This window comes from Bacillus sp. SD127 (genome assembly GCF_058566445.1).
The window spans coordinates 2,619,378-2,644,489 of the sequence record NZ_CP191226.1 but is presented as its reverse complement, the minus strand read 5'-3'; the positions used below and the strand labels follow the sequence as shown (position 1 = coordinate 2,644,489).

The following is a 25,112-nucleotide window of genomic DNA, read 5'->3' as shown; positions in this document are numbered from 1 at the left end:
CATTACAATTGGGAAAGACAACCGGCAGAAAGCTACTGTTTGTTTGTCTCCGAAAGGAGGAAAGAAGAAATGTTAACGTACGATAATTGGGAAGAACCAACGATTACATTTCCGGAGGACGATCCTTATAAAGGGGCGCTGTCAGTTTTAAAATGGGCTTACGGCCATTACGGCAATCAGCTTGTTTATGCCTGCAGTTTCGGAATTGAAGGAATCGTTCTGATTGACTTAATCTATAAAGTGAAAAAAGACGCAGAGATTGTATTTCTCGATACAGGGCTTCATTTTAAAGAAACCTATGAAACGATAGAACGCGTGAAAGAGCGCTATCCCGGCCTCAATATCATCCTGAAGAAACCGAACCTTACTCTTGAGGAACAGGCGGAAGAACATGGTGATAAACTGTGGGAAAGAGAGCCGAACCAATGCTGCTATCTCAGAAAGATCGTTCCTTTAAGAGAGGCGCTTTCCGGCCACCCGGCATGGCTTTCCGGCCTGCGCCGCGACCAAGGGCCAAGCCGTGCCAATACGAATTTCTTAAACAAAGATGAGAAATTCAAATCAGTAAAAGTTTGCCCGCTTATCCATTGGACTTGGAAAGACATTTGGAGATACACCTCTCGGAATGAGCTGGACTACAATCCGCTCCACGATCAAGGGTATCCAAGTATCGGCTGCGCGCCTTGTACGTCACCTGCATTTACCGCAGAGGACCTGCGCTCAGGCAGATGGAACGGTATGGCGAAAACAGAATGCGGACTGCATGAATAAGGAGCTGCAAAATGGAATTAGCCGCTATTTTATTTAGCTTGTTTTTCGCAGTGAATATTGGCGCAAGCGGCGCTGCAGCTTCAATGGGAGTTGCTTACGGCTCTGGGGCCGTCAAAAAGAAAACCTACGCTTTGATCATATGTGCCGTTGGTGTTCTGGCCGGGGCTGTCATTGGCGGGGGCGAAGTTGTGAAAACCATCAGCTCTGGGATTATCCCGGAACAGACGATCACGCTGACGATTGTTTGCATCATTATCGGGGCTGCTGCACTGTCGCTTTTTACAGCTAATCTGCTCGGCATTCCTTTATCGACAAGTGAAGTCACGGTCGGGGCGGTTGTCGGTGTGGGCGTTGCGTACAAAGTATTGTTTGTAAACAATCTTCTGATTATTGTTTCATTTTGGATTTTCGTTCCGCTGTTCGCTTTTGGTTTTACATTTTTTGTAGCAAAGCTGTTTCGTTATTTTAAAATCGAAATTACGTCTTCCCGTAAACAAAACATCCTTGGCATCCTTTTGCTATGCGCTGGTTTTTTTGAAGCATTTTCTGCGGGCATGAACAATGTAGCGAATGCTGTTGGACCGTTAGTGGCTGCCGGCGTACTGGATGTAGCGAAAGGAACCCTGTATGGGGGAGTTTTTGTAGCCCTGGGCGCACTGATATTAGGCCGCAGGGTGTTAGAAACAAACGGGAAGAAAATCACGCGGTTTTCAAAAGGGGAAGGCATTCTCCTATCCGGAACAGGAGCAGGGCTGGTGATCATCAGTTCTATATTTGGAATGCCGGTGCCCTTGGCGCAAGTAACGTCATCGTCTATTATCGGAATAGGCATGGCGAAAAACGGACCAAACGTATTTCATAAACAGGTCGTTCAAACGATGCTGAAAGTATGGATCGTGTCGCCGTTTTTATCTTTATCCATCTCCTATCTGCTTGTATCTATGTTTTTAAAGGCGGATTATTATTCAATCTTTATCATGGTAAGTGTGCTTTTAGCGGCAGGCGGTGCCGTCAGCCTGACAAAAGCCATTCGTAAAGAGAGACGCTCTGTCCACGATCAAGGCGGGGGAATCTAACTATTAATCTGAGTTATTTTATCTGTTAACTAGGAGGAAATGAATATTATGAGCTTAGCACCACATGGAGGAAAACTGGTAAACCGAGTAAATGAGTCATATGAGGTAAGCGGCATTCAGAAAGAAATTGAACTTGATTTGATTTCTTTTGCCGACCTGGAATTGATCGGAATCGGAGGATACAGCCCGATCGAAGGCTTCTTTAATGAGAAAGATTACGTATCTGTTGTTGAAAACATGCGTCTTGCTTCTGGTGTTGTATGGTCTATTCCGATCACGCTGCCGGTAGATGCACAAAAAGCAGCCGAACTGTCAGTCGGCGAAACAGTAAAATTAACGTATGACGGAGAAACATACGGCGTTATCCAAATCGAAGACTTATACGTGCCTGACAAACAAAAAGAAGCTGTTAACGTGTATAAAACGGATGATCAGGCTCATCCGGGGGTAAAAAAGCTGTTCAGCCGCGGTGATACATATGTCGGCGGTCCGATCACACTGATTAAAAAAGCTTCCAAACAATTCCCTGAGTTTACATTTGAACCGACGGAAACAAGACGCCAGTTTGCAGAAAAAGGCTGGGAAACAATTGTCGGTTTCCAAACGAGAAATCCTGTTCACAGAGCGCATGAATATATTCAAAAAACGGCTCTTGAGACAGTGGACGGTTTGTTTTTAAACCCGCTTGTCGGCGAAACAAAATCTGATGACATCCCCGCTGATGTCCGGATGGAAAGCTATCAAGTGCTTCTTGACAACTATTACCCGAAAGACCGTGTCTTCCTTGGCGTTTTCTTGGCTGCAATGCGTTATGCCGGTCCGAGAGAAGCGATTTTCCATGCGCTTGTCAGAAAAAACTACGGCTGCACGCATTTCATTGTCGGCCGCGATCACGCCGGTGTCGGTGACTATTACGGCACGTACGAAGCCCAGGAGCTGTTTGACACATTTAAACCTGAAGAACTCGGCATTACACCGCTGAAATTCGAGCACAGCTTCTTCTGCGAAAAATGCGGAAATATGGGAACAGCGAAAACGTGTCCGCATGGCAGAGAGCACCACGTGATTTTATCAGGCACCAAGGTAAGAGGGATGCTGAGAGACGGTGTACTGCCGCCTGCAGAATTCAGCCGCGCAGAAGTTGTAGAGGTGTTAATCAAAGGCATGAAGAAAAAAGAAGAAGCAGGCGTTTCTTAAGGGGGACTGGCAGTGACAAATCGCGATATCGTATGGCATGAAGCCTCTATTACAAAAGAAGAGTATCAGAAAAAAAACAAGCATAAAAGCTCCATTCTCTGGCTGACGGGCTTAAGCGGATCAGGCAAATCAACCATTGCCAATGCTGCTGCGAGAGAACTTTTTGTGCAAGGCTACCAAGTTATTGTGCTGGATGGTGACAACATTCGCCACGGTTTAAATAAAGATCTCGGTTTTTCTGATGAAGACCGAAAAGAAAACATCCGCCGAATCGGAGAGGTAGCGAAACTTTTTGTGCAGCAGGGCACCATTGTCATTACTGCTTTTATCTCTCCTTTCCGTGAGGACAGAGACCAGGTTCGCCAGCTTGTGGAAGCAGGCGAATTTAACGAAGTTTATATTAAATGCGACCTCGATATTTGTGAACAAAGAGATCCAAAAGGGCTCTACAAAAAAGCAAGAAACGGAGAAATTCCGTTCTTCACAGGCATTGATTCTCCATATGAAGAACCGGAAGCTCCTGAGCTCGTCCTTGACTCAGGACAATATGATCGTGAAGAGTGCAAAAATCAGCTGATCGAGTTTGTAAAGCAGCAACTGAGCTAAACGCCGCTCAGCTGTGTTCTTCTCAGATGCCGAAAATGCAAACAAGAACAACATCACAGCGAACGTTCTGGAAGAACTCGAATAGATCGGGGGAAAGACGATGGGGAAAGTATATATTGTAGGAGCGGGTCCCGGAGATCCTGATCTGCTGACAATTAAAGCGCTGAAAGCCATTGAAAAAGCTGATGTAATCCTATATGACAGATTAGTAAATAAAGAGATTTTGCATTATGCCAAGGAGCAGGCGGACCTGATCTACTGCGGGAAGCTTCCAGATTTTCATACAATGAAGCAGGAAACCATCAATCGGTTTCTTGTGAAGTATGCGCAAAAAGGGAAAACCGTTGTCAGATTGAAAGGCGGAGACCCATTTGTGTTCGGCAGAGGAGGGGAAGAAGCGGAATGCCTTTCTGAAAATAGCATTCCGTTTGAAATTGTCCCCGGTATCACATCGGGAATCGCGGCGGCTGCTTATGCCGGGATTCCTGTCACTCATCGGGACGCGGGCTCTAACGTGGCTTTTGTAACGGGGCATTATAAAAAAGAAGAGGATTTTGAGGAAAAGTGGAAAGCGCTGGCCACAGGGATTGATACACTTGTCATCTATATGGGCATTAAAAATGTGCAGCAGATCGAAAAAAAACTCCTGGAAAACGGCCGGGACGGTTCTACTCCGGCAGCGTTTATTCATTGGGGAACAACGGACAAGCAAAAATCTGTTTTTTGTACAGTTGACACCCTTTCAGAAACGGTGAAAAAAGAAGACATTAAAAATCCGAGTTTAATTGTTGTTGGAAATGTTGTAAATTATCACTATAAGCTGGAATGGTTTGAATCTGAGCTGAAAAAACAAGATTTAAGCGAGGCGTTGTAAATGAAACAAGCGATTTTATATGTCGGCCACGGCAGCCGGGTAAAAAAGGCTCAGCAAGAGGCCGCTGCATTTTTGGAAGGATGCAAAGCGCACATCTCTGCCCCTGTTCAGGAAATCAGTTTTTTAGAGTTGCAGGAGCCGGCAATTGAGACAGGGTTTGAAGCATGTGTGAAGCAAGGCGCCACTCATATCGCAGTGGTGCCTCTGCTTCTTTTAACGGCTGCTCATGCAAAACATGATATTCCGGAAGAAATTGCCCGTGCCGCATCCCGGTATCCTTCAGTCCATATCTCATACGGAAGTCCGATTGGGATTGACGAAGAAGTTGTCAAAGCTGTCTATCATCGTGTTAAAGACATAGGCGTTCCGTACGAAAACGCCAAGGTTGTGCTCATCGGCAGGGGAAGCTCAGATCCAGATGTAAAAAGAGACGTTACCGGCATTGCCGGATTGCTCCAAAACATCATGCCCGTCAAGGAAGTGATTCCATGTTTTATGACAGCATGCGGTCCCAATTACAAAGAGGTTTTTTCTGAGCTGAAAAAAGATGACGGCGTGACGACCTTTATTGTTCCGTATTTGCTGTTTACCGGGATGCTGATGAATGAGATTGAACGTGAGGTCCAGAAATTGAAGGCCGAAAATTCAAATGTCTACCTCTCTTCCTATATCGGTTTCCACCCGCATGTGAAAAAGGCATTTTTACATCGTGTGAAAGAAACTGCTGACAACCATGAGGGGCAATTTAATTTTGACGGAGGCTCATATGCTCCCGCTTCACATTAGTTTGCAGAAGAAAAAGGTTGTGATCGCAGGAGGCGGCAGTATTGCGCTCAGAAGGTTAAAAACGGTGCTTTCTGAGGGAGCGGATATTACGCTTGTCAGTCCGGTTGCGGAACCGGAAATCAGGCAGATGGCAGACAATCGCCAAATCAAGTGGCTGAGCCGGAAGATTGAGAAAGAGGATTATCTCGATGCTTTTTTGATTATTGCCGCGACGGATGACGCCGCTGTGAATAAAGAAATTGCGCAAAATGCATCGCCTTCCCAGCTTGTCAACTGTGCCAGTGACGCTGAGCTGGGCAATGTGTACATGCCGAAAATCGTAAAAAGAGGGCATGTTACGGTTTCTGTTTCGACAAACGGAGCCAGTCCAAAGCATACGAAGGAACTTGCTGAAAAAGTGGACGTGCTCATTGACGGCCACTTTGTCAGCGAAGTAGACAGGCTTTATCAGATCAGAAGAAATAAATAAGCCAGAGCAGTTGCTGCTCTGGCTTTTCTTTATATGAATCAGCTTTTTTTCAGCCTTATGACAGTATCCGCATCAGGCGTGACAAAGACGGTATGCTGGCTGTCATAAGTCACGAATCCGGGCTTTGCGCCGTTCGGCTTTTTGACGTGCCTGATTTTTGTATAATCAACAGGCACAGAACTTGAATCTTTTGCTTTTGAAAAATAAGCTGCAATTGTGGCGGCTTCAATAATTGTTTGTTCATCCGGCTCGCTGCTTCTGATGACAACATGGGAGCCCGGGATATCCTTCGTGTGAAGCCATATGTCGTCTCTGGCAGCTGCTTTGGTCGTTAAATACTCGTTTTGACGGTTGTTTTTGCCGACTAAAATAGTGTGACCGGAAGAGGATTCGTATGTTTCTAAAACAGGGTTGTTCTGTTTTTGTTTTTTCTGCCCTTTTTGCTGCTTAGGACGTAAATATTTCCCCTCCACAAGCTCTTCTCTGATTTCACTGATATCACGCGGAGAAGCGGACGACAGCTGCTGAATCAGCTGGTCGAAGTATTCAATTTCTTGCTTAGCCAGCCTGATTTGTTCTTCGACAACGGCAACTGAGTTTTTCGCCTTCTGATACTTAGTGAAATAGGCCTGTGCATTCTCTGAAGGCGTCTTGTTCGGATTCAGCGGGATAGCGATTGTCGGATTTTCCTCATCATAGTAGTTGATGACTTCAGCCTGCTTGTCGCCTTTTTTCATCATATATAAATTCGCAGTCAGCAGCTCCCCGTAAAGCTGAAATTCCTTAGCGTTTTCCGAATACTCCAGTGTTTTTTCTAGTTTTTTGATTTTGTTGGCGTTCTTTTTCCGTTCATTCACAACGAACCGCTCAAGATCCTGAGCCTGCTGTTTAACCCGGTCCCGCTCAGCTTTTCCGAAATAAAAACGGTCCAGCAGCTCACTTAATGAATCGAATCGGCGTGCTTCTCCTTTAAGGTGAGTTAGCTCCAGCAGATAAAAATATTCCTTCCCGTTAACAGTCGTAATGTTAGGGTTGAAACGGTGCTCCCTTACCTCTGCAAAGAGCTCCAGCAACGCTTTTGGCAGTGTCACTTTGTTGGCAAGGCCCGCTCTGTGGACAGCTTCTTTTGCGAAGAGCGGAGAAACACCGGAAAAATGGTCAACAATTTGTTTATCTAGCCGTCCTTCTTGAAAACTGAGATGACGCAACATGTCATCTTCAGTCGCTTCTAGCGGTGAGATCTTGTCCTGGGCCGGCGGAAGCTTATAATCGTAGCCCGGCAGTACGGTGCGATAGCTGTTCATTGACGGTGATAGATGTTTCAGCCCGTCGATGATCGCATTTTCCTCTCCGTCCGTCAGAATGATATTGCTGTGGCGGCCCATAATTTCGACATAAAGCTTTCGATGCGTTTCATCGCCGATTTCATTACGGCTTTTAATATGAAAAATCATAATGCGGTCAAGGCCCGCCTGTTCAATTTTTTCAATAAATCCGCCTTCAATATGCTTTCTTAGCAGCATGCAAAACATCGGCGGTTCACTCGGGTTTTCATACGTTTGTGCCGTGATATGCACCCGTGAATAGCTTGGGTGTGCCGATAATAAAAGCTTTTGGTTTTTTCCATTGGCGCGGATGTGAAAAATCACATCGTGCTTATAAGGCTGATGGACTTTCGTGATCCGTCCGCCCATTATTCGCTCGTTCAGTTCGTGTGTCATTCCGTATGTAAACATGCCATCAAACGACATATATAATACACCCTCTCATTCTTCCTGCATTCGATAATTATAGCATGAAATGGGACGAGTCAGAATAAGCATGCTTATAGAGTGATATCTCTATAAGAGAGCAGGGGAGTGGACGAGCGGAATGAAGTTTCATGAAATGGGACAAACAGATTTATTAGAGGCAACAAATACGTCCATGAAACAAGGATTAACTGAAAAAGAGGTGAAAAAACGCCTCGACAAGCATGGGCCAAACGAGCTTCAAGAAGGGAAAAAAACATCAGCGCTTATCTTGTTTTTGGCGCAGTTTAAAGATTTCATGGTGCTTGTGCTGCTTGCGGCAACATTAATTTCAGGGTTTCTTGGTGAATATGTGGACGCGGTTGCGATTATTGCGATTGTGTTTGTGAATGGCATACTTGGGTTCTTTCAAGAACGGCGTGCAGAGCAATCTCTTCAGGCATTAAAAGAGCTGTCAACTCCTCATGTGATGGCGCTCAGGGAAGGAAGCTGGACAAAGATCCCTTCTAAAGAACTGGTGCCGGGCGACATTGTGAAGTTTACAAGCGGCGACCGGATTGGAGCAGATGTCCGGATTGTCGAAGCGAAAAGCCTGGAAATTGAAGAATCAGCGTTAACCGGAGAGTCAATCCCGGTTGTGAAACATGCGGATAAATTGAAAAAACCCGATGTGTCGCTGGGGGATATTACGAATATGGCCTTTATGGGAACCATCGTCACCCGCGGCAGCGGTGTCGGTGTTGTCGTCGGTACAGGAATGAACACGGCTATGGGGAAAATCGCTGACATGCTTGAATCGGCGGGAACTATGTCAACCCCGCTGCAAAGAAGGCTCGAGCAGCTCGGGAAAATTTTAATTGTTGTCGCTTTGCTGCTCACTGTACTTGTTGTCGCTGTCGGCGTGATCCAAGGACACGATCTGTACAGTATGTTTTTAGCCGGTGTTTCGCTAGCGGTAGCCGCCATTCCAGAAGGGCTGCCAGCCATTGTGACAGTAGCGCTGTCATTGGGTGTACAGCGTATGATCAAGCAAAAATCAATCGTGAGAAAGCTTCCCGCGGTTGAGACGCTTGGGTGTGCCTCTATTATTTGTTCAGACAAAACAGGAACAATGACGCAAAACAAAATGACGGTCACACATGTATGGTCCGGAGGGAAAACGTGGAGAGTGTCGGGCACGGGCTACGATCCGAAAGGAGGCTTCACACTGAACGATAAAGAGGTCAGTGTGAATGAGCATAAGCCGCTGGAGCAAATGCTGTTATTCGGAGCGCTTTGTAACAACTCGAATATTGAGAATAGAAACGGTGACTATGTGCTTGACGGAGATCCGACAGAGGGAGCGCTGCTCACTGCGGCAAGAAAAGGCGGCTTTTCAAAGGAGTTTGTGGAATCCCATTACCGGGTGATTGAGGAGTTTCCGTTTGATTCAGCACGAAAAATGATGACTGTCATTGTAGAGGATCAGGACAGAAAGCGCTATATCATTACGAAAGGCGCGCCGGATGTCCTGATGCAGCGGTCTGCCCGTATTTATTATGACGGCTCTGCCGCTCCTTTCTCAAATGAGAGAAAAGCAGAAACAGAGGCAGTATTACGGCAACTGGCTTCCCAGGCGCTCCGAACGATTGCGGTTGCCTATAGACCGGTAAAAGCAGGGGAAACACCGTCAATGGAGCAGGCGGAAAAAGACCTGACAATGCTTGGCCTTTCAGGCATCATAGATCCGCCGCGCCCTGAAGTCAGACAGGCGATTAAAGAATGCCGTGAAGCGGGAATTAAGACTGTCATGATTACAGGGGATCATGTTGAGACAGCAAAAGCTATAGCGAAAGATTTGCGCCTCCTCCCGAAAAGCGGAAAAATCATGGACGGCCAGATGCTGAATGAGCTTTCGCAAGAAGAGCTTTCTGACGTAGTGGAGGATGTGTATGTGTTTGCCCGCGTTTCCCCTGAGCATAAATTGAAAATTGTTAAAGCGTATCAGGAAAACGGACATATCGTTGCAATGACAGGAGACGGCGTCAATGACGCGCCGGCTATCAAACAGGCTGACATCGGCGTTGCCATGGGTATTACAGGAACGGATGTGGCGAAGGAAGCATCATCCCTCATTCTCGTAGATGATAATTTTGCAACCATTAAATCAGCGATAAAAGAAGGCAGAAACATCTATGAAAATATTAGAAAATTTATCCGATACCTGCTGGCTTCTAACGTAGGAGAAATTCTGGTCATGCTTTTCGCCATGCTGCTTGCCCTTCCTTTGCCGCTCGTGCCGATTCAGATTTTGTGGGTCAACTTGGTGACAGATGGATTGCCGGCAATGGCGCTCGGCATGGATCAGCCGGAAGGAGACGTTATGAAGCGGAAGCCGCGTCACCCGAAAGAAGGGGTGTTTGCCCGCAAGCTTGGATGGAAGGTGGTCTCCAGAGGATTTTTAATCGGTGCTGCCACGATTTTGGCTTTTATCATCGTGTATCACCGCAATCCTGAGAATTTGTCTTATGCGCAGACAATTGCGTTTGCGACGTTGGTGCTGGCTCAGCTCATTCACGTATTTGACTGCCGGAGCGAAACGTCCGTTTTTTCCAGAAATCCGTTTGAAAACTTGTATCTGATCGGCGCTGTATTGTCATCGATTTTACTGATGCTGGTGGTCATTTACTATCCGCCGCTTCAGCCGATTTTCCATACGGTTGCCATCACGCCGGGAGACTGGATGCTGGTCATCGGCATGTCGGCCATCCCTACTTTTTTGCTGGCGGGGTCACTTTTGACAAGAAAAAAATAAATTCATATGATATAATCTTAGGGGTAATAGCATGTCTATTGCCCTTTTATTTTGAGAACAGGGAAGAAATTGGGTGTTTTATTTATGATACGAAGTATGACAGGCTTCGGCAGTGCAAGCAAAACACAAGATGATCTCTCTGTAAGCGTTGAACTTAAATCTGTGAATTACAGGTTTAAAGAAGTGAACGCTCGTTTGCCAAGGCCTTTGCTATATTTAGAAGATAAGCTGAAACAGACGATTCTGCAGTACATACAGCGCGGAAGAATTGAGCTTTTCGTCTCCGTTGACAGTGATATGCTTGTAGAGAGAAGGCTTGACATTGATTGGCCGCTTCTCGATGAGTTTGTCGCAGCTGCAGAGGATATGAAAAAGCGATATCAATTGTCCGCAGAGCCTGATGTCATGGACTTCTTCAAGCTTGATCATGTCGTCCAGATTCATGAGGAACAGACTCAAAATGAAAAGCTTGAGGAGTTAATAACAGCTGCTGCAGAGGAAGCTGTAAAAGGACTCTGTGAGATGCGCGAAAAAGAGGGGCTGCTTTTAGCCAAAGACTGTCTGATGCATATTGATCAGCTTGAAGAGCTGGCCGAAAAGACCGAATCTTTGGCAGCCGATGCGGTATCTCGTTACAGGGAACGGCTGTACGCCAGAATAAAGGAATGGACCGAAGACGTGTTGGACGAGAGCCGGCTTGTTACAGAATGCGCTATTTTTGCAGATCGTTCTGATATTACAGAAGAGATTACAAGACTGAAGAGCCACTTCGCTCAGTTTCGTGATATATTAGCTGAAGGCGGAGCTGTCGGGCGCAAACTCGACTTTCTTGTCCAGGAGCTGAATCGGGAAGCAAATACAATCGGCTCAAAAGCAAATGATCACCAGATCACAAAGCTTGTCGTCGAAATGAAAAGTTCTATTGAAAAAATAAAAGAACAAGTGCAAAATATAGAATAGTGACTGTGCGTATTGTTTACAGACGGACTTGCTAGGCTAAACTAGAGACGTCTATTTTACAGGGGGAACGTAGAAGATGACGATTAAACTGATTAATATCGGATTTGGCAATATTATCTCCGCCAATCGGATGATTTCGATTGTCAGCCCGGAGTCTGCGCCAATCAAACGGATGATCCAGGATGCAAGAGACCGCGGAATGCTAATTGACGCTACATACGGACGAAGAACCCGTGCAGTTGTCGTCATGGATAGTGATCACATTATCTTATCTGCCGTCCAGCCTGAGACAGTTGCACACAGACTTTCTGTTAAAGAAGAAATTATGGATGAAGGGCAGGGATAATTGCCGCATGAAAGAAAGAGGGTTATTAATCGTTCTCTCAGGTCCCTCAGGAGTTGGTAAAGGAACGGTTCGGCAAGCGATTTTTTCGCAAGAAGACACAAAATTCGAGTATTCGATTTCAGTAACAACGAGAAACCCGCGAGAGGGCGAAGTGAACGGAGTCGATTATTTTTTCAAAACGAGAGAAGAATTTGAGCAAATGATTGCAAACAATAAACTGCTTGAATGGGCAGAATATGTCGGCAATTATTACGGCACTCCTGTCGATTATGTTGAACAGACGCTCCAAGAAGGAAAAGACGTCTTTTTAGAAATCGAAGTTCAAGGCGCTCTTCAAGTGAGAAATGCTTTCCCGGAAGGTCTGTTTATTTTCCTTGCGCCTCCGAGTCTTTCTGAACTGAAGAACAGAATTGTGACAAGAGGAACGGAAACAGATGCTCTGATTGAAAATCGCATGAAAGCCGCAAAAGCTGAGATCGAAATGATGGACGCATATGATTACGTCGTAGAAAATGATAATGTCGAAACGGCTTGCGACAAAATCAAAGCAATCGTTCTCGCTGAACATTTGAAGCGTGAGCGCGTTGCACCAAGATATAAGAAAATGCTGGAGGTTGAATAACTGATGTTAGATCCGTCAATTGACTCATTAATGAATAAATTGGATTCGAAATACACGCTCGTAACCGTTTCTGCTAGACGCGCGCGTGAAATGCAAATCAAAAAAGACCAGATGATTGAACATACGATTTCACACAAATATGTAGGCAAAGCTTTAGAAGAAATTGATGCAGGCCTGCTTTCGTTTGAAAAGGAAGACCGCGAATAGTAGCACAAGTAGCAACCTATATCATGTAGGTTGTTATTTTTTTCCGTGCTGTTTTAAATTGCAGAGGGGGAGAAGTCATTGCTGAACAATCGAAATGTGTTACTTTGCGTGAGCGGAGGCATCGCTGTTTATAAAGCCTGTGCGCTGACAAGCAAGCTGGTGCAGGCAGGGGCAAATGTTAAAGTCATTATGACTGAATCTGCGTGCCAGTTCGTTTCACCGCTGACATTTCAGGCATTGAGCCGCCATGAAGTATATACAGATACATTTAAAGAACAAAATCCAAACGTCATCTCTCATATAGACGCAGCTGACTGGGCCGACCTGATTATTGTTGCGCCGGCTACGGCCAATGTGATTGGAAAACTGGCCAACGGCATTGCTGATGATATGCTGACAACAACCTTATTAGCGGCAACAGCGCCGGTATGGATTGCGCCCGCCATGAATGTGCATATGTATGACCATCCGGCAGTCAAACGCAATATTTCTGTCCTTTATCAGGATGGTTTTCGTTTTATTGAACCGAGCGAGGGCTATTTAGCATGCGGTTACGTTGGAAAAGGAAGATTGGAAGAACCCGAAAACATCGTGAAGCTTGCGGCAAAGCATTTTGCAGAAGAAAAAGACGCGCCTTTAGAAGGCAAACAAGTGGTGATCACAGCAGGCCCGACACGGGAGGCAGTTGATCCTGTGCGTTTTTTCACGAATAAATCGACGGGTAAAATGGGATACGCATTAGCTGAGGCTGCGGTGCGGCTTGGTGCAAACGTGACCTTGATCTCAGGGCCGGTTTCTCTTGATGTCCCTAAAGGGCTTTCTCAGTTTATCCCTGTCCAATCGGCTGCGGACATGCGCGATGCGGTGCTCTCTGTGTATGAGAGAAGCGACGTCGTCATAAAAACAGCTGCTGTTGCCGATTTTACGCCAAAAACAGTATTTGACCAAAAAATGAAAAAACAAGACGGCGGAATGACCCTTGAATTAAAAAGAACAGTCGACATCTTAAAAGAATTGGGCGAGAAAAAACAGCATCAGCTGTTAGTCGGTTTTGCTGCTGAGACACAAGATGTGGAACATTACGCCCGCAAAAAGCTTTCTGCCAAAAATCTTGACATGATTGTGGCGAATGATGTGAAAGCGGCAGGGGCCGGTTTTGGTGCTGATACGAATATTGTGACGCTCTTTTTCAAAGGCGGGCGCAAACGCGAGCTGCCGAAGATGTCTAAGCTCGATGTTTCGTTTGACATTCTTGGAGAAGTCGCAGCCCTCTTAAAACAAACCGGAGAGCACTCATGAATTTTGCCGAAGTCATCGTTGATGTCAGCACCAAAAATATAGACAGGCCGTTTGATTACAAAATCCCAGACCATCTTAAAGGTATGATCAAAACGGGAATGAGGGTCATTGTTCCGTTTGGCCCCCGTAAAATTCAAGGGTTTGTGACAGCTGTCAAAGATACGTCTGATCTCTCAGGTAAATCTGTCAAAGAAGTGGAGGATTTATTAGATCTTACGCCTGTTTTGACAGAAGAGCTGATGAATTTGTCTTCATGGCTGTCAGACAAAACGCTGTCTTTTAAGATTACGGCGCTTCAAGCGATGCTGCCTGCCGCATTAAAGGCAAAATATGAAAAAGAGCTGAAGATTGCGGAAGGTGCGGATATCCCGCCGCAGGTAGAACGGCTGTTTTCTGAAACAAAGAGCTTGCTGTATTCCGATATACCTGATCACGATACGCTGAAAATCATCCAGAAGCAGGTTCAAAAAGGCCATATCGATGTAACTTATAAAGTGGCGCAAAAAGCGAACAAAAAAATGGTCAGGTATATTCAGGCCAATGCCGGTAAAGAAGAGCTCTCCAAGCAGGCTGAGGGTTTATCCCGACAAGCGGCTAAACAGCAGGCGATCCTGCACTTTTTCATGACAGAACCGGAAGGCACGAAAATACCTGCTGCGGACCTGTGCAAAAAAACAGACACAAGCTCAGCCACCATCAAGACCCTGATCCAAAAGGGGCTTCTGAAAGAAACCTATGAAGAGGTTTACAGAGACCCCTATCAGGACAAAATGTTCAAAAAAACAGAACCTCTGCCGCTGACAGACGAGCAGAGCGCGGCCTTTCAGCCGATACGCCGGACGTTAGATAACAATGAACATCAAGTGTTTCTCCTGCACGGGGTGACAGGAAGCGGCAAAACGGAAATTTATCTCCAGTCGATTGAAAAAGTGCTTGCGAAAGGAAAAGAAGCCATTGTACTTGTACCGGAAATATCGTTAACGCCGCAAATGGTTCATCGCTTTAAAGGGCGCTTCGGCTCTCAGGTAGCCGTGATGCACAGCGGGTTATCCACTGGTGAAAAGTATGACGAGTGGCGCAAAATCCACCGCAAGGAAGTACGGCTTGTCGTTGGCGCGAGGTCCGCTATTTTTGCCCCGTTTGAAAATCTCGGGATGATTATCATCGATGAGGAGCATGAATCGTCCTATAAACAAGAGGAAATGCCGCGATACCATGCGAAAGAAGTAGCGATCAAGAGGGCGGAGCACCATCGCTGTCCGGTTGTGTTAGGTAGTGCTACACCGACGTTAGAGTCATATGCACGGGCGCAAAAAGGAGTGTACGAGCTGCTTTCGCTGAAACACCGCGTCAATCACCAAGTGATGCCTGAGGTTTCGCTTGTGGATATGAGAGAGGAGCTCAGAAACGGCAATCGCTCTATGTTTTCAATAGAATTGATGGAAAAGCTTGAAGAAACCATTGCCAAGGGTGAACAGGCTGTGCTGTTTTTAAATAAAAGGGGCTATTCCTCATTTGTGATGTGCAGGGACTGCGGATATGTCCCGCAATGCCCTCACTGCGACATTTCCATGACGTATCACCGTTCCGGCCAGAGGATGAAATGCCATTATTGCGGACATGAAGAGCCTGTTCCGCATACTTGTCCTGAATGCGGGAGCGATCATATCCGTTTTTTCGGAACGGGAACACAAAGAGTGGAAGAAGAATTAACAAAGGTGCTGCCACATGCAAGAGTCATACGGATGGATGTTGATACGACCTCTCGGAAAGGTGCCCATGAAAAATTATTGTCTGCTTTCGGAGAAGGCAAAGCAGATATTCTTCTTGGAACGCAAATGATTGCGAAAGGGCTTGATTTTCCGAATGTGACACTTGTCGGAGTCTTAAGCGCTGACACAACACTGCACATTCCTGATTTCAGATCTGCCGAAAAAACGTTTCAGCTGCTAACACAAGTCAGCGGCCGCGCGGGAAGACATGAAAAACCCGGCAATGTCATCATTCAAACGTACACACCGTCCCATTACAGCATCCAGCTGACGAAAACGCATGATTATGAAACGTTTTATCAGCATGAAATGGCGCACAGGAGGGAGCAATCCTACCCGCCGTATTACTATTTGGCTCTTGTGACGGTTTCTCACGAGGAAGTGGCAAAAGCGGCTGTAACCGCTGAGAAAATCGCACACTTTCTGAAAGCAAACTGCGGGGCAGATACGAAAATACTTGGTCCAAGCGCATCGCCGATCGCCAGGATCAAAGATAGATATCGTTATCAATGCGTGATAAAATACAAACAGGAAACCCAGATATCAGCTTTATTGAAGAAGATACTGGAACATTATAAACGCGAAATTGAACAAAAACATGTAATGATTTCAATTGATATGAATCCTTATATGATGATGTAAGATCTCACGTCTTGGAGGGTAATGAATTGGCAGTAAAAAAGGTCGTCACACATCCCGCGGAGGTTTTGGAAACGCCCGCGGAAACCGTGACTGTTTTTGATAAAAAGATAAAAAAACTGCTTGATGATATGTACGATACCATGCTCGAAATGGATGGAGTCGGACTGGCAGCGCCGCAGATCGGTATTTTAAAAAGAGCGGCTGTTGTTGATATCGGAGAAGAAAGCGGCAGAATTGACCTTGTGAATCCGGAAATTCTTGAACAAAGCGGCGAGCAAACCGGAGTTGAAGGATGCTTGAGTTTTCCCGGCGTCTACGGAGATGTCACGCGTGCCGATTATGTGAAAGTGCGGGCGTATAACCGTCAGGGAAAACCGTTTATTCTTGAAGCAAGGGGCTTTTTCGCGAGAGCCGTGCAGCATGAAATGGACCACTTGGACGGCGTGCTGTTCACATCAAAAATAAGCAAATATTATACAGAAGATGAACTAGCGGATATGGAAGGATGATTTGATGACGAGAATCGTGTTTATGGGAACACCCGATTTTTCAGTTCCTGTTTTAAGAACCCTGATAGATGACGGATATGAAGTAGTGGGGGTCGTCACGCAGCCTGACCGTCCGAAGGGCAGAAAAAAAGTGCTCACGCCTCCGCCTGTAAAGGAAGAAGCTTTACGTCACGGCATCCCGGTTCTTCAGCCTGAGAAAGTCAGACTGACAGAAGAAATAGAAAAGGTGCTGGCGTTACAACCGGATCTTATTGTGACGGCAGCGTTTGGGCAAATTCTGCCTAAAGAGCTACTCGACAGCCCTAAGTACGGATGCATTAATGTCCATGCGTCTCTTTTGCCTGAACTGAGAGGCGGGGCTCCTATCCATTATTCCATTCTCCAAGGAAAGAAAAAAACCGGAGTTACCATTATGTACATGGTGGAAAAATTAGATGCAGGCGATATGATTTCTAAAGTGGAAGTAGACATTGAAGAAACCGACAATGTCGGAACCCTGCACGATAAATTAAGCGTTGCTGGCGCGAAGCTTCTGTCTGAAACAGTTCCTCAAGTTATAGCCGGCGACATATCACCTGAAAAGCAGGATGACGAGAAAGCGACGTATGCGCCAAACATTAAAAGAGAACAAGAGCTGATTGACTGGTCCAGAGCAGGAGAAGAGCTTTATAATCAAGTTCGAGGTTTAAACCCATGGCCTGTTGCCTATACGACTTTAAATGGACAAAACCTGAAAGTGTGGGCGGCCAAGAAAACAGCGGCGCCGGCAAAAGCCGAGCCCGGCACAGTCATTGCTATTGAAAAAGAAGGAATTATCGTGGCCACAGGAAACGATACGGCACTGTTATTAACAGAGCTGCAGCCTGCCGGCAAAAAACGCATGCGAGGCGAAGACTTCGTCCGTGGCGCTCATGTTGAGACAGGTGATATGTTAGGAGTGCACAATGAAAACAAATAGCGTTCGTGATATTGCGCTGGAGGCGCTGGTCAAATTAGAACAAAATCAGTCATACAGTAACCTGCTCCTGAAATCGGTTATTAAATCCAATAAACTGAGCGATCAGGACCGGGGGCTTTTGACTGAACTAGTGTACGGTACATTGCAAAACAAAATCGCGCTGGATTATATGCTCAAGCCGTTTATCAACAAGCCGCAAAAGGTGAAGCCGTGGGTTATCCAGCTTCTCCGCCTGTCCCTATATCAAATGGAATATTTAGAAAAAATCCCGGACCGGGCAGTCATCCATGAAGCGGTAGAGATTGCTAAAAACCGCGGGCATAAAGGCATTGCCTCATTTGTCAACGGCGTGCTTCGCTCTATTCAGCGCGAAGGAGTCCCTTCCTTTGACGCCATCGAAGATCCTGTTCTCCGGCTTGCGACAGAAACAAGCCATCCCGAATGGCTCGTGAAAGAGTGGGCAGACGCATACGGATTTGATGCGGCTGAAAAGATTTGCCGCATTCATCTCATTCCGCCTAAGCAAACGCTGCGTGTCAATCAAATGAAAACAGACAGAGCGGAGATACTTGATCAAATGGCAGCTGAAGGAATCGAAGCAGAAAAAGGCGATCTCGCCGAGGATGCTGTGAAGCTTGTAAAGGGAACAATCGCCGGAACTCACTTCTTCCAGACCGGTGAAGTGTCCATCCAGGATGAAAGCTCCATGCTGGTTGCCCGGGCCCTTGACCCTAAGCCAGGTGAAACGGTGCTTGATGCGTGCGCGGCGCCGGGCGGAAAGTCAGCCCATATCGCTGAATTAATGGAGAACAAGGGAAGTGTGACATCGCTTGACCTTCACAAACATAAAGTGAAGCTGATCAAAGAAGCGTCAGAACGGCTTGGCCTTTCCATTATTGATGCGAAAACAATGGACGCGAGAAAAGCGGGAGAAACGTTTAAAAGTGTACAGTTTGACCGTATTTTGGTTGACGCTCCATGCTCAGGCTTTGGCGTGATCAGAAGAAAGCCGGATATGAAGTACACCAAAACCCCGAATGACAGCTCCCGGCTTGCTGAAATCCAGCTGTCTATCTTAAGGGAAATTGCGCCATTAGTAAAAAAAGGTGGCACTCTTGTCTACAGTACGTGTACAATGGATCGGACAGAAAATGAAGAAGTTATCCATGCGTTTATACAAGAACATCCTGATTTTGAACCCGATTTGTCTCTTGAAAAGCGGCTGCCCGAAAAGGCGAGACCCTTTGTTCGGGATGGGAGGCTTCAAATCCTTCCGCATTATTTCGGAACAGATGGTTTCTTTATTTGCAGCATGAGAAAGAAGGGATAAGCAATGACAGAACTTAAAAAAACAAAGATCAGAAAAGAATTGCGGACAGAGCGTCCTTCAATTTATTCTTTTGAATTAGACGAAATCAAACAATGGCTGACAGACAACGGAGAGAAACCGTTCCGCGCGGCACAGATTTTTGAATGGCTTTACGAAAAACGAGTATCTTCTTTTGACGAAATGACAAACCTGTCAAAGGATCTGCGTGAGAAATTAAACACTCATTTCGTATTAACGACGCTGAAAACAGCAGTTAAACAAACTTCTCAAGATGGTACGATGAAGTTTTTATTCGAGCTTCACGACGGTTATACAATCGAAACCGTTTTAATGAGACACGAGTATGGTAATTCTGTATGTGTAACGACACAAGTCGGCTGCCGCATTGGCTGCACATTCTGCGCATCAACGCTCGGCGGCTTAAAACGAAATCTTGAAGCGGGCGAAATTGTCGCTCAAGTGGTGAAAGTTCAAAAAGCGCTGGATGAAACGGATGAACGCGTCAGCTCTGTCGTCATCATGGGAATTGGCGAACCATTTGATAACTTTAACGAAATGCTTGCCTTCTTAAAAATCATTAACCATGATAAGGGACTGAATATAGGAGCCCGCCATATTACTGTTTCTACAAGCGGAATCATCCCGAAAATTTACGAATTCGCTGATCAGCAAATGCAGATTAACTTTGCGATTTCTCTGCACGCGCCAAATACAGAAATCAGAAGCCGTTTGATGCCGATTAACAGAGCGTACAAGCTGCCTGATTTAATGGAAGCCGTTAAATATTACATTAATAAAACAGGACGCCGGATCAGCTTTGAATATGGTCTGTTCGGCGGCGTAAATGATCAGGTCGAGCACGCTGAAGAGCTTGCAGACTTGCTGGAAGGCGTAAAATGCCACGTGAACTTGATTCCGGTAAACTATGTGCCTGAACGGGATTACGTCCGCACACCGCGCGAGCAGATTTTTGCTTTTGAGAAAACGCTGAAATCCCGCGGAGTAAATGTCACGATCCGAAGAGAGCAAGGCCATGACATTGACGCAGCCTGCGGTCAGCTTCGCGCGAAGGAGCGTCAAGACGAGACGAGGTGATGAGGGTTGTTAACAGCCTTAAAAACAGATACAGGGAAAATCCGCCAGCATAATGAAGATGATGCGGGTATTTTTAAGGGGAAAGACGATTTTGTATTAGCGGTTGTCGCTGATGGCATGGGCGGCCATCTTGCTGGAGATGTTGCAAGCAAGATGGCTGTGAAAGCCATGGGAGAGAAATGGAATGAGGCAGATACGGTTCCTGCGGCGCCGTCAGAGTGTGAAGAGTGGCTCATTGAACAGATTCTCGCGGTAAACAGCAAGATTTACGATCATGCCCAAGCGCACGAAGAATGCCAAGGCATGGGAACAACCATTGTATGCGCTCTTTTTACAGGCAAAACGGTTTCCGTTGCTCATATAGGCGACAGCAGATGCTATTTGCTTCAGGACGATCTTTTCGTTCAGGTGACAGAGGATCATTCTCTTGTGAATGAACTGGTTCGCACCGGTGAAATCTCCAGAGAAGATGCTGAGCATCATCCGCGCAAAAATGTGCTGACGAAGGCGCTCGGAACAGATCAATCTGTCAGTATTGACGCACGTTCTTTCGAAATTGAACCCGGAGACAAACTCCTTTTATGTTCTGATGGACTGACGAATAAAGTGGAAGTCACTGAATTAAAAGACATCCTGCAAAGCGATTCAGCTCCTCAGGAAAAAGTAAACCTGCTTGTGGACAAAGCCAATGAGAATGGCGGGGAAGACAATATTACAGCAGTTTTGCTTGAGCTTGCTTTACATGTTGAAGAGGGTGAAGATCAGTGCTAATCGGCAAGCGAATCAGCGGGCGTTACCAGATTCTCCGTGCCATAGGCGGCGGGGGAATGGCCAACGTTTATTTAGCTGAGGACATTATTCTTGATCGTGAAGTCGCAATCAAAATCCTGCGGTTTGACTATGTGAATGACAATGAGTTTATCAGGCGTTTCCGAAGAGAAGCCCAATCGGCATCAAGCCTTGATCACCCGAATATTGTCAGCATTTATGATTTGGGCGAGGAAGATGACATTTACTATATTGTCATGGAATACGTAGAGGGCATGACGCTAAAAGAATACATAACAGCAAATGGGCCGCTTCACCCCAAAGAAGCGCTCAGCATCATGGAGCAAATTGTCTCAGCCATTGCCCATGCCCACCAAAATCATATTGTCCACAGGGATATTAAACCGCATAACATTTTGATCGACCATATGGGCAATATCAAAGTAACGGATTTTGGAATTGCGACTGCACTGACTTCGACAACAATCACCCACACCAATTCTGTGCTGGGCTCAGTCCATTATTTATCCCCCGAACAGGCGCGGGGCGGTCTGGCCACAAAAAAATCAGATATTTATGCACTTGGGATTGTCTTATTTGAGCTGTTAACCGGCCGAATCCCGTTTGATGGAGAATCGGCTGTCAGCATCGCCTTAAAGCATCTTCAGGCTGAAACCCCTTCAGCGAAAAGGTGGAATCCCTCAGTACCCCAAAGCGTTGAAAACATCATATTAAAGGCAACCGCCAAAGATCCTTTTCATCGCTATGAAACTGCTGAAGATATGGAAGAAGATATTCGAACAGCTTTTGACGCGGACAGGCTCAACGAAAAGAAATTTACGATTCAAGATGATGAAGAAATGACGAAAGCGATTCCGATTATTAAGGATGCAGAGCTTGCGAAAGCTTCTAATGAAACCGAAGCTGACATGACATTTCCTCAAGAAAACCAAACGAAGAAAAAAGCTAAGAGAAAAAAATGGCCGTGGATTTTGCTCACCATATGCCTGATTTTTATCACGGCAGGAGTTCTCGCCGTCACTGTTTTTCCTTCTCTTTTTATGCCTAAGGATGTCAAAATACCCGATGTAGCAGGGATGGAATATGAGAAAGCGGCAGATCTTCTAGAAAAAGAAGGCTTGCAGGTAGATTCAGACGTTTTGGAAATCTCAGATGAGAAGATCGAAGAAGGCCTGATGGTCAAAACCGATCCTAAAGCCGAGTCCACTGTTAAAGAAGGAGCAACGGTTACGCTTTATAAGAGTACAGGTAAAGCAAAAAAGCAGATCGGTGATGTGACGGACCAATCAGTCGACAAGGCAAAAAAAGTGTTAAAGGAACAGGGCTTTAAAAATGTAACGGTGGATGAAGTAAATAATGATGAGAAAGACGCCGGCACTGTCATAGACCAGAATCCGTCAGCAGGGACCGAACTTGTGCCGGACGAAGATCAAGTTAAGCTCACAGTCAGCATCGGGCCGGAAGATATTACGCTCAGAGATTTAAAAACATACAGTAAAGAAGCAGCCTCAGGATATCTGGAAGATAACGGGCTCAAGCTGGTGGAAAAAGAAGCGTACTCAGATGACGTTCCGGAAGGACAGGTTGTCAAACAAAAACCGGCAGCGGGAACGGCGCTAAAGCCGGGAAATGAGGTCGAAGTGACATTTTCTCTCGGACCTGAGAAAAAACCGGCGAAAACAGTGAAAGAAAAAGTCAAGATTCCATATGAGCCTGAAAACGAAGGGGACGAGCTGGAGGTGCAAATCGCGATTGACGACGCGGACCACAGCATTTCTGACACTTACGAACATTTTAAGATTAAAGAGCCCGTAGAACGGACGATCGAACTGAAGATTGAACCTGGCCAAAAAGGGTACTATCAAGTGATGGTAAATAATAAAGTCGTCAGCTACAAAACAATTGAGTATCCGAAAGATGAATAACAAGGAGGGAAAATATGCCTGAGGGCAAAATTATTAAAGCGCTTAGCGGCTTTTATTACGTACTGGATGAATCAGAGGATTCAAATAACGGAAAAGTTATACAATGCAGAGGAAGAGGCATTTTCAGAAAAAATAAAATCACCCCTTTGGTCGGTGATTATGTTGTTTATCAAGCTGAAAATAATAAAGAAGGATATCTTCTGGAGATTAAAGAAAGAACCAATGAACTTATCAGGCCGCCGATCTGCAACGTTGATCAAGCGGTGCTTGTTTTCTCGGCGATGCAGCCATCTTTCAGCACAGCATTGCTCGACCGTTTCTTGGTTCTCGTAGAAGCGAATGACATCCAGCCGATTATTTGTATTACAAAAATGGATTTAATTGAAGATCAACATACACAAAAGCTCATTCAAGCGTATGCTGAAGACTACCGGAATATTGGCTATGACGTGTATCTTACCTCTTCAAAGGACCAAGACAGTTTAACGGAGATCATCCCGCATTTCCGCGGCAAAACAACGGTCTTTGCCGGTCAGTCTGGGGTTGGAAAATCCTCGCTTCTCAACGCGATCAGTCCCGAGCTGGGTTTGAGAACAAACGAGATTTCCGAGCATTTAGGCCGCGGGAAGCACACAACCCGCCATGTGGAGCTCATTCACACGTCCGGAGGTCTGGTTGCGGATACGCCGGGTTTCAGCTCTCTTGAGTTTACAGACATAGAAGAAGGAGAGCTGGGCTACACCTTCCCTGACATCAGAGAAAAAAGCGCATCATGCAAATTCAGAGGGTGTTTGCATTTGAAAGAGCCGAAATGTGCAGTCAAACAAGCTGTTGAAGAAGGGGAATTAAAGCAGTACCGCTACGACCATTATGTTGAATTTATTACAGAGATCAAAGACAGAAAGCCGAGGTATTAGATCATGGTAAAGATTGCACCTTCTATTCTTTCCGCTGATTTTGCCGCTTTAGGCAAAGAGATTCAAGATGTAGAAAAAGGCGGAGCCGATTACATTCATGTTGATGTCATGGACGGCCATTTTGTCCCGAATATTACGATTGGGCCGCTGATTGTAGAAGCCATTCGTCCGGTGACGAAACTGCCCCTGGATGTACATTTAATGATTGAAGAGCCGGATCGTTATATACCGGCTTTCGCAAAAGCTGGAGCAGATATCCTGTCTGTACATGCCGAAGCCTGTCCGCACCTTCACCGGACAATCCAGCTTATGAAAGAGCAGGGTGTAAAAGCTGGCGTTGTCCTGAATCCGCATACACCTGTTCAAGTAATTGAGCATATTTTTGAAGAACTTGATCTCGTTCTCTTAATGACGGTGAACCCTGGATTTGGCGGACAGAAATTTATTCATTCTGTTCTTCCGAAAATAAAAGAAGTGAAACGAATGGCAGAGGAAAAAGGGAAACATGATCTGCTAATTGAAGTAGACGGCGGCGTCAACAAAGAAACAGCCCCGCTAGTCATCGAAGCGGGCGCAAATTTACTTGTTGCCGGTTCTGCTGTTTATGGCCAAACTGACCGCGAAAAAGCTATTTCTGAGATAAGAGGAAGCAAATAAGCAGCAGGAGAAAGAGCCGGGCGCATTTAGCCCGAGCTCTTTTTCCTGTACCCAGAAGCAGAAAGGAAAAAGAGATGAGAAAAATCAATATCGTTGCGGGAGGCCCAAAAGATTTGATCCCTGACCTGACTGGTTATACGGCTGATCACACGATCTGGGTCGGGGTTGACAAGGGCACAGTCACGCTTTTAGATGCCGGCATCATTCCTGATGAAGCCTTCGGAGATTTTGACAGCATTACGGAGCAGGAACGCCGGCAAATCGAAAAAGCCGCGCCCGCTCTCCATGTGTACCAGGCAGAAAAAGATCAAACTGATTTAGACCTCGCTCTTGATTGGGCCCTGGAAAAGCAGCCGGATGTCATTCAGATCTTCGGTATTACGGGAGGCAGAGCAGATCACTTTTTAGGAAATATTCAGCTGCTGTACAGGGGAGTAAAAACAAATTCGAAAATGAAGCTTATAGACAAACAGAATGATATTCAGATGTTCTCTCCAGGCGAATATTCTCTTCTTATCGATCAAAACAAACGGTATATCTCCTTCATCCCATTTACAGAAGAAGTGGATGAGCTGACTCTCATCGGTTTTAAATATCCGCTAAATAAGTGTCATATTACGCTTGGTTCAACACTATGTATTAGTAACGAACTCATTCATTCACGAGGTACTTTTTCGTTTGCGAAAGGCATATTAATAATGATAAGAAGCACGGATTAGCTTCTGCTTTCACTCATTTGTTGAAATTAATGAACCTTAAA

At 45.7% G+C, this 25,112-nt stretch carries 24 protein-coding genes; 23 read left to right on the top strand and 1 reads right to left on the bottom strand.

All coding sequences use genetic code 11. The features are described 5' to 3' along the window. The first annotated feature begins 69 nt into the window (after nt 1–69). From ACQVGS_RS13745 to sirC, 7 genes are all read left to right on the top strand, one after another. Nucleotides 70–771 carry a phosphoadenylyl-sulfate reductase gene (locus ACQVGS_RS13745; RefSeq protein WP_024121347.1) on the top strand — a complete coding sequence of 234 codons (702 nt, stop codon included), beginning with the start codon at nt 70–72 and terminating at the stop codon, nt 769–771. Between the two features lie 11 nt (nt 772–782). Beyond that, nucleotides 783–1,847 carry a sulfate permease gene (gene cysP, locus ACQVGS_RS13740; RefSeq protein ID WP_024121348.1) on the top strand — a complete coding sequence of 355 codons (1,065 nt, stop codon included), beginning with the start codon at nt 783–785 and terminating at the stop codon, nt 1,845–1,847. Nucleotides 1,848–1,895: 48 nt separating this feature from the next. Next, nucleotides 1,896–3,044 carry a sulfate adenylyltransferase gene (sat, locus tag ACQVGS_RS13735; protein WP_106020670.1) on the top strand — a complete coding sequence of 383 codons (1,149 nt, stop codon included), beginning with the start codon at nt 1,896–1,898 and terminating at the stop codon, nt 3,042–3,044. A gap of 12 nt (nt 3,045–3,056) precedes the next feature. Continuing rightward, nucleotides 3,057–3,650 carry an adenylyl-sulfate kinase gene (gene cysC, locus ACQVGS_RS13730; protein WP_103671395.1) on the top strand — a complete coding sequence of 198 codons (594 nt, stop codon included), beginning with the start codon at nt 3,057–3,059 and terminating at the stop codon, nt 3,648–3,650. A 100-nt stretch (nt 3,651–3,750) separates the two neighbouring features. Continuing rightward, the gene (gene cobA / locus ACQVGS_RS13725; protein WP_103671396.1) at nt 3,751–4,524 is read left to right on the top strand and encodes a uroporphyrinogen-III C-methyltransferase; all 774 of its coding nucleotides are present in this window, start codon (nt 3,751–3,753) and stop codon (nt 4,522–4,524) included. Continuing rightward, nucleotides 4,525–5,310, top strand: coding sequence for a sirohydrochlorin chelatase (sirB, locus tag ACQVGS_RS13720; RefSeq protein WP_101863357.1), 786 nt, complete (start codon nt 4,525–4,527; stop codon nt 5,308–5,310). It abuts the gene before it with no gap. After that, nucleotides 5,291–5,779, top strand: a complete 489-nt coding sequence (gene sirC / locus ACQVGS_RS13715) for a precorrin-2 dehydrogenase (protein WP_188323804.1) — start codon at nt 5,291–5,293, stop codon at nt 5,777–5,779. Before sirB ends, sirC begins: the two co-directional genes overlap by 20 nt. Nucleotides 5,780–5,817: 38 nt before the next feature. Here the strand turns inward: sirC and rqcH are convergent, their stop codons facing one another. Next, entirely contained in the window at nt 5,818–7,530 is a 1,713-nt protein-coding gene (gene rqcH, locus ACQVGS_RS13710; protein ID WP_106020672.1) for a tRNA modification protein RqcH, read from the bottom strand. A 121-nt stretch (nt 7,531–7,651) separates the two neighbouring features. Between rqcH and ACQVGS_RS13705 the strand changes: the two genes are divergently transcribed. From ACQVGS_RS13705 to ACQVGS_RS13630, 16 genes are all read left to right on the top strand, one after another. Then, complete coding sequence (locus ACQVGS_RS13705) at nt 7,652–10,324, top strand: calcium-translocating P-type ATPase, SERCA-type (RefSeq protein WP_255004515.1); 2,673 nt, start codon at nt 7,652–7,654, stop codon at nt 10,322–10,324. Between the two features lie 84 nt (nt 10,325–10,408). Next, nucleotides 10,409–11,284, top strand: coding sequence for a YicC/YloC family endoribonuclease (locus ACQVGS_RS13700; protein WP_024121354.1), 876 nt, complete (start codon nt 10,409–10,411; stop codon nt 11,282–11,284). A 76-nt stretch (nt 11,285–11,360) separates the two neighbouring features. Beyond that, nucleotides 11,361–11,630, top strand: coding sequence for an extracellular matrix/biofilm regulator RemA (gene remA / locus ACQVGS_RS13695; RefSeq protein ID WP_003154355.1), 270 nt, complete (start codon nt 11,361–11,363; stop codon nt 11,628–11,630). Between the two features lie 7 nt (nt 11,631–11,637). After that, nucleotides 11,638–12,252 (top strand): guanylate kinase, encoded by a 615-nt coding sequence (gmk, locus tag ACQVGS_RS13690; protein WP_024121355.1) that lies wholly within the window; start codon nt 11,638–11,640, stop codon nt 12,250–12,252. Between the two features lie 3 nt (nt 12,253–12,255). Continuing rightward, on the top strand, nt 12,256–12,459 hold the full coding sequence (gene rpoZ, locus ACQVGS_RS13685) for a DNA-directed RNA polymerase subunit omega (RefSeq protein WP_003221520.1): 204 nt from the start codon (nt 12,256–12,258) through the stop codon (nt 12,457–12,459). Nucleotides 12,460–12,537: 78 nt separating this feature from the next. Continuing rightward, the gene (coaBC, locus tag ACQVGS_RS13680; protein WP_024121356.1) at nt 12,538–13,758 is read left to right on the top strand and encodes a bifunctional phosphopantothenoylcysteine decarboxylase/phosphopantothenate--cysteine ligase CoaBC; all 1,221 of its coding nucleotides are present in this window, start codon (nt 12,538–12,540) and stop codon (nt 13,756–13,758) included. Next, nucleotides 13,755–16,172, top strand: a complete 2,418-nt coding sequence (gene priA / locus ACQVGS_RS13675; RefSeq protein WP_400152247.1) for a primosomal protein N' — start codon at nt 13,755–13,757, stop codon at nt 16,170–16,172. The genes coaBC and priA overlap by 4 nt, the downstream gene beginning before the upstream one ends. Nucleotides 16,173–16,198: 26 nt before the next feature. Next, nucleotides 16,199–16,681 (top strand): peptide deformylase, encoded by a 483-nt coding sequence (def, locus tag ACQVGS_RS13670; RefSeq protein WP_101861200.1) that lies wholly within the window; start codon nt 16,199–16,201, stop codon nt 16,679–16,681. Nucleotides 16,682–16,685: 4 nt separating this feature from the next. Continuing rightward, nucleotides 16,686–17,639, top strand: a complete 954-nt coding sequence (gene fmt, locus ACQVGS_RS13665; RefSeq protein ID WP_024121359.1) for a methionyl-tRNA formyltransferase — start codon at nt 16,686–16,688, stop codon at nt 17,637–17,639. Next, nucleotides 17,626–18,969: a 16S rRNA (cytosine(967)-C(5))-methyltransferase RsmB gene (gene rsmB, locus ACQVGS_RS13660; protein WP_106020676.1), complete on the top strand. Its 1,344-nt coding sequence runs from the start codon at nt 17,626–17,628 to the stop codon at nt 18,967–18,969. Before fmt ends, rsmB begins: the two co-directional genes overlap by 14 nt. Nucleotides 18,970–18,972: 3 nt before the next feature. After that, complete coding sequence (rlmN, locus tag ACQVGS_RS13655) at nt 18,973–20,064, top strand: dual-specificity RNA methyltransferase RlmN (protein WP_024121361.1); 1,092 nt, start codon at nt 18,973–18,975, stop codon at nt 20,062–20,064. Nucleotides 20,065–20,070: 6 nt separating this feature from the next. After that, nucleotides 20,071–20,835 (top strand): protein-serine/threonine phosphatase PrpC, encoded by a 765-nt coding sequence (gene prpC / locus ACQVGS_RS13650; RefSeq protein ID WP_024121362.1) that lies wholly within the window; start codon nt 20,071–20,073, stop codon nt 20,833–20,835. Continuing rightward, nucleotides 20,829–22,778 carry a Stk1 family PASTA domain-containing Ser/Thr kinase gene (gene pknB, locus ACQVGS_RS13645; protein WP_095713818.1) on the top strand — a complete coding sequence of 650 codons (1,950 nt, stop codon included), beginning with the start codon at nt 20,829–20,831 and terminating at the stop codon, nt 22,776–22,778. Before prpC ends, pknB begins: the two co-directional genes overlap by 7 nt. Nucleotides 22,779–22,792: 14 nt before the next feature. Next, complete coding sequence (rsgA, locus tag ACQVGS_RS13640) at nt 22,793–23,695, top strand: ribosome small subunit-dependent GTPase A (protein WP_024121364.1); 903 nt, start codon at nt 22,793–22,795, stop codon at nt 23,693–23,695. 3 nt (nt 23,696–23,698) lie between these two features. Further along, nucleotides 23,699–24,352, top strand: coding sequence for a ribulose-phosphate 3-epimerase (gene rpe / locus ACQVGS_RS13635; RefSeq protein ID WP_101861202.1), 654 nt, complete (start codon nt 23,699–23,701; stop codon nt 24,350–24,352). Between the two features lie 74 nt (nt 24,353–24,426). Continuing rightward, nucleotides 24,427–25,071 carry a thiamine diphosphokinase gene (locus ACQVGS_RS13630; protein WP_101861203.1) on the top strand — a complete coding sequence of 215 codons (645 nt, stop codon included), beginning with the start codon at nt 24,427–24,429 and terminating at the stop codon, nt 25,069–25,071. Nucleotides 25,072–25,112 lie beyond the last annotated feature (41 nt).

Coding starts and splice junctions, on each gene's coding strand:
- cysP (WP_024121348.1), top strand. CDS start 783: ATGGAATTAGCCGCTATTTTATTTAGCTTGTTTTTCGCAGTGAATATT.
- ACQVGS_RS13745 (WP_024121347.1), top strand. CDS start 70: ATGTTAACGTACGATAATTGGGAAGAACCAACGATTACATTTCCGGAG.
- rsmB (WP_106020676.1), top strand. CDS start 17,626: ATGAAAACAAATAGCGTTCGTGATATTGCGCTGGAGGCGCTGGTCAAA.
- priA (WP_400152247.1), top strand. CDS start 13,755: ATGAATTTTGCCGAAGTCATCGTTGATGTCAGCACCAAAAATATAGAC.
- ACQVGS_RS13630 (WP_101861203.1), top strand. CDS start 24,427: ATGAGAAAAATCAATATCGTTGCGGGAGGCCCAAAAGATTTGATCCCT.
- ACQVGS_RS13705 (WP_255004515.1), top strand. CDS start 7,652: ATGAAGTTTCATGAAATGGGACAAACAGATTTATTAGAGGCAACAAAT.
- fmt (WP_024121359.1), top strand. CDS start 16,686: ATGACGAGAATCGTGTTTATGGGAACACCCGATTTTTCAGTTCCTGTT.
- sirB (WP_101863357.1), top strand. CDS start 4,525: ATGAAACAAGCGATTTTATATGTCGGCCACGGCAGCCGGGTAAAAAAG.
- gmk (WP_024121355.1), top strand. CDS start 11,638: ATGAAAGAAAGAGGGTTATTAATCGTTCTCTCAGGTCCCTCAGGAGTT.
- cobA (WP_103671396.1), top strand. CDS start 3,751: ATGGGGAAAGTATATATTGTAGGAGCGGGTCCCGGAGATCCTGATCTG.
- rsgA (WP_024121364.1), top strand. CDS start 22,793: ATGCCTGAGGGCAAAATTATTAAAGCGCTTAGCGGCTTTTATTACGTA.
- rqcH (WP_106020672.1), bottom strand. CDS start 7,530: ATGTCGTTTGATGGCATGTTTACATACGGAATGACACACGAACTGAAC.
- ACQVGS_RS13700 (WP_024121354.1), top strand. CDS start 10,409: ATGATACGAAGTATGACAGGCTTCGGCAGTGCAAGCAAAACACAAGAT.
- sat (WP_106020670.1), top strand. CDS start 1,896: ATGAGCTTAGCACCACATGGAGGAAAACTGGTAAACCGAGTAAATGAG.
- sirC (WP_188323804.1), top strand. CDS start 5,291: ATGCTCCCGCTTCACATTAGTTTGCAGAAGAAAAAGGTTGTGATCGCA.
- rpe (WP_101861202.1), top strand. CDS start 23,699: ATGGTAAAGATTGCACCTTCTATTCTTTCCGCTGATTTTGCCGCTTTA.
- rlmN (WP_024121361.1), top strand. CDS start 18,973: ATGACAGAACTTAAAAAAACAAAGATCAGAAAAGAATTGCGGACAGAG.
- remA (WP_003154355.1), top strand. CDS start 11,361: ATGACGATTAAACTGATTAATATCGGATTTGGCAATATTATCTCCGCC.
- rpoZ (WP_003221520.1), top strand. CDS start 12,256: ATGTTAGATCCGTCAATTGACTCATTAATGAATAAATTGGATTCGAAA.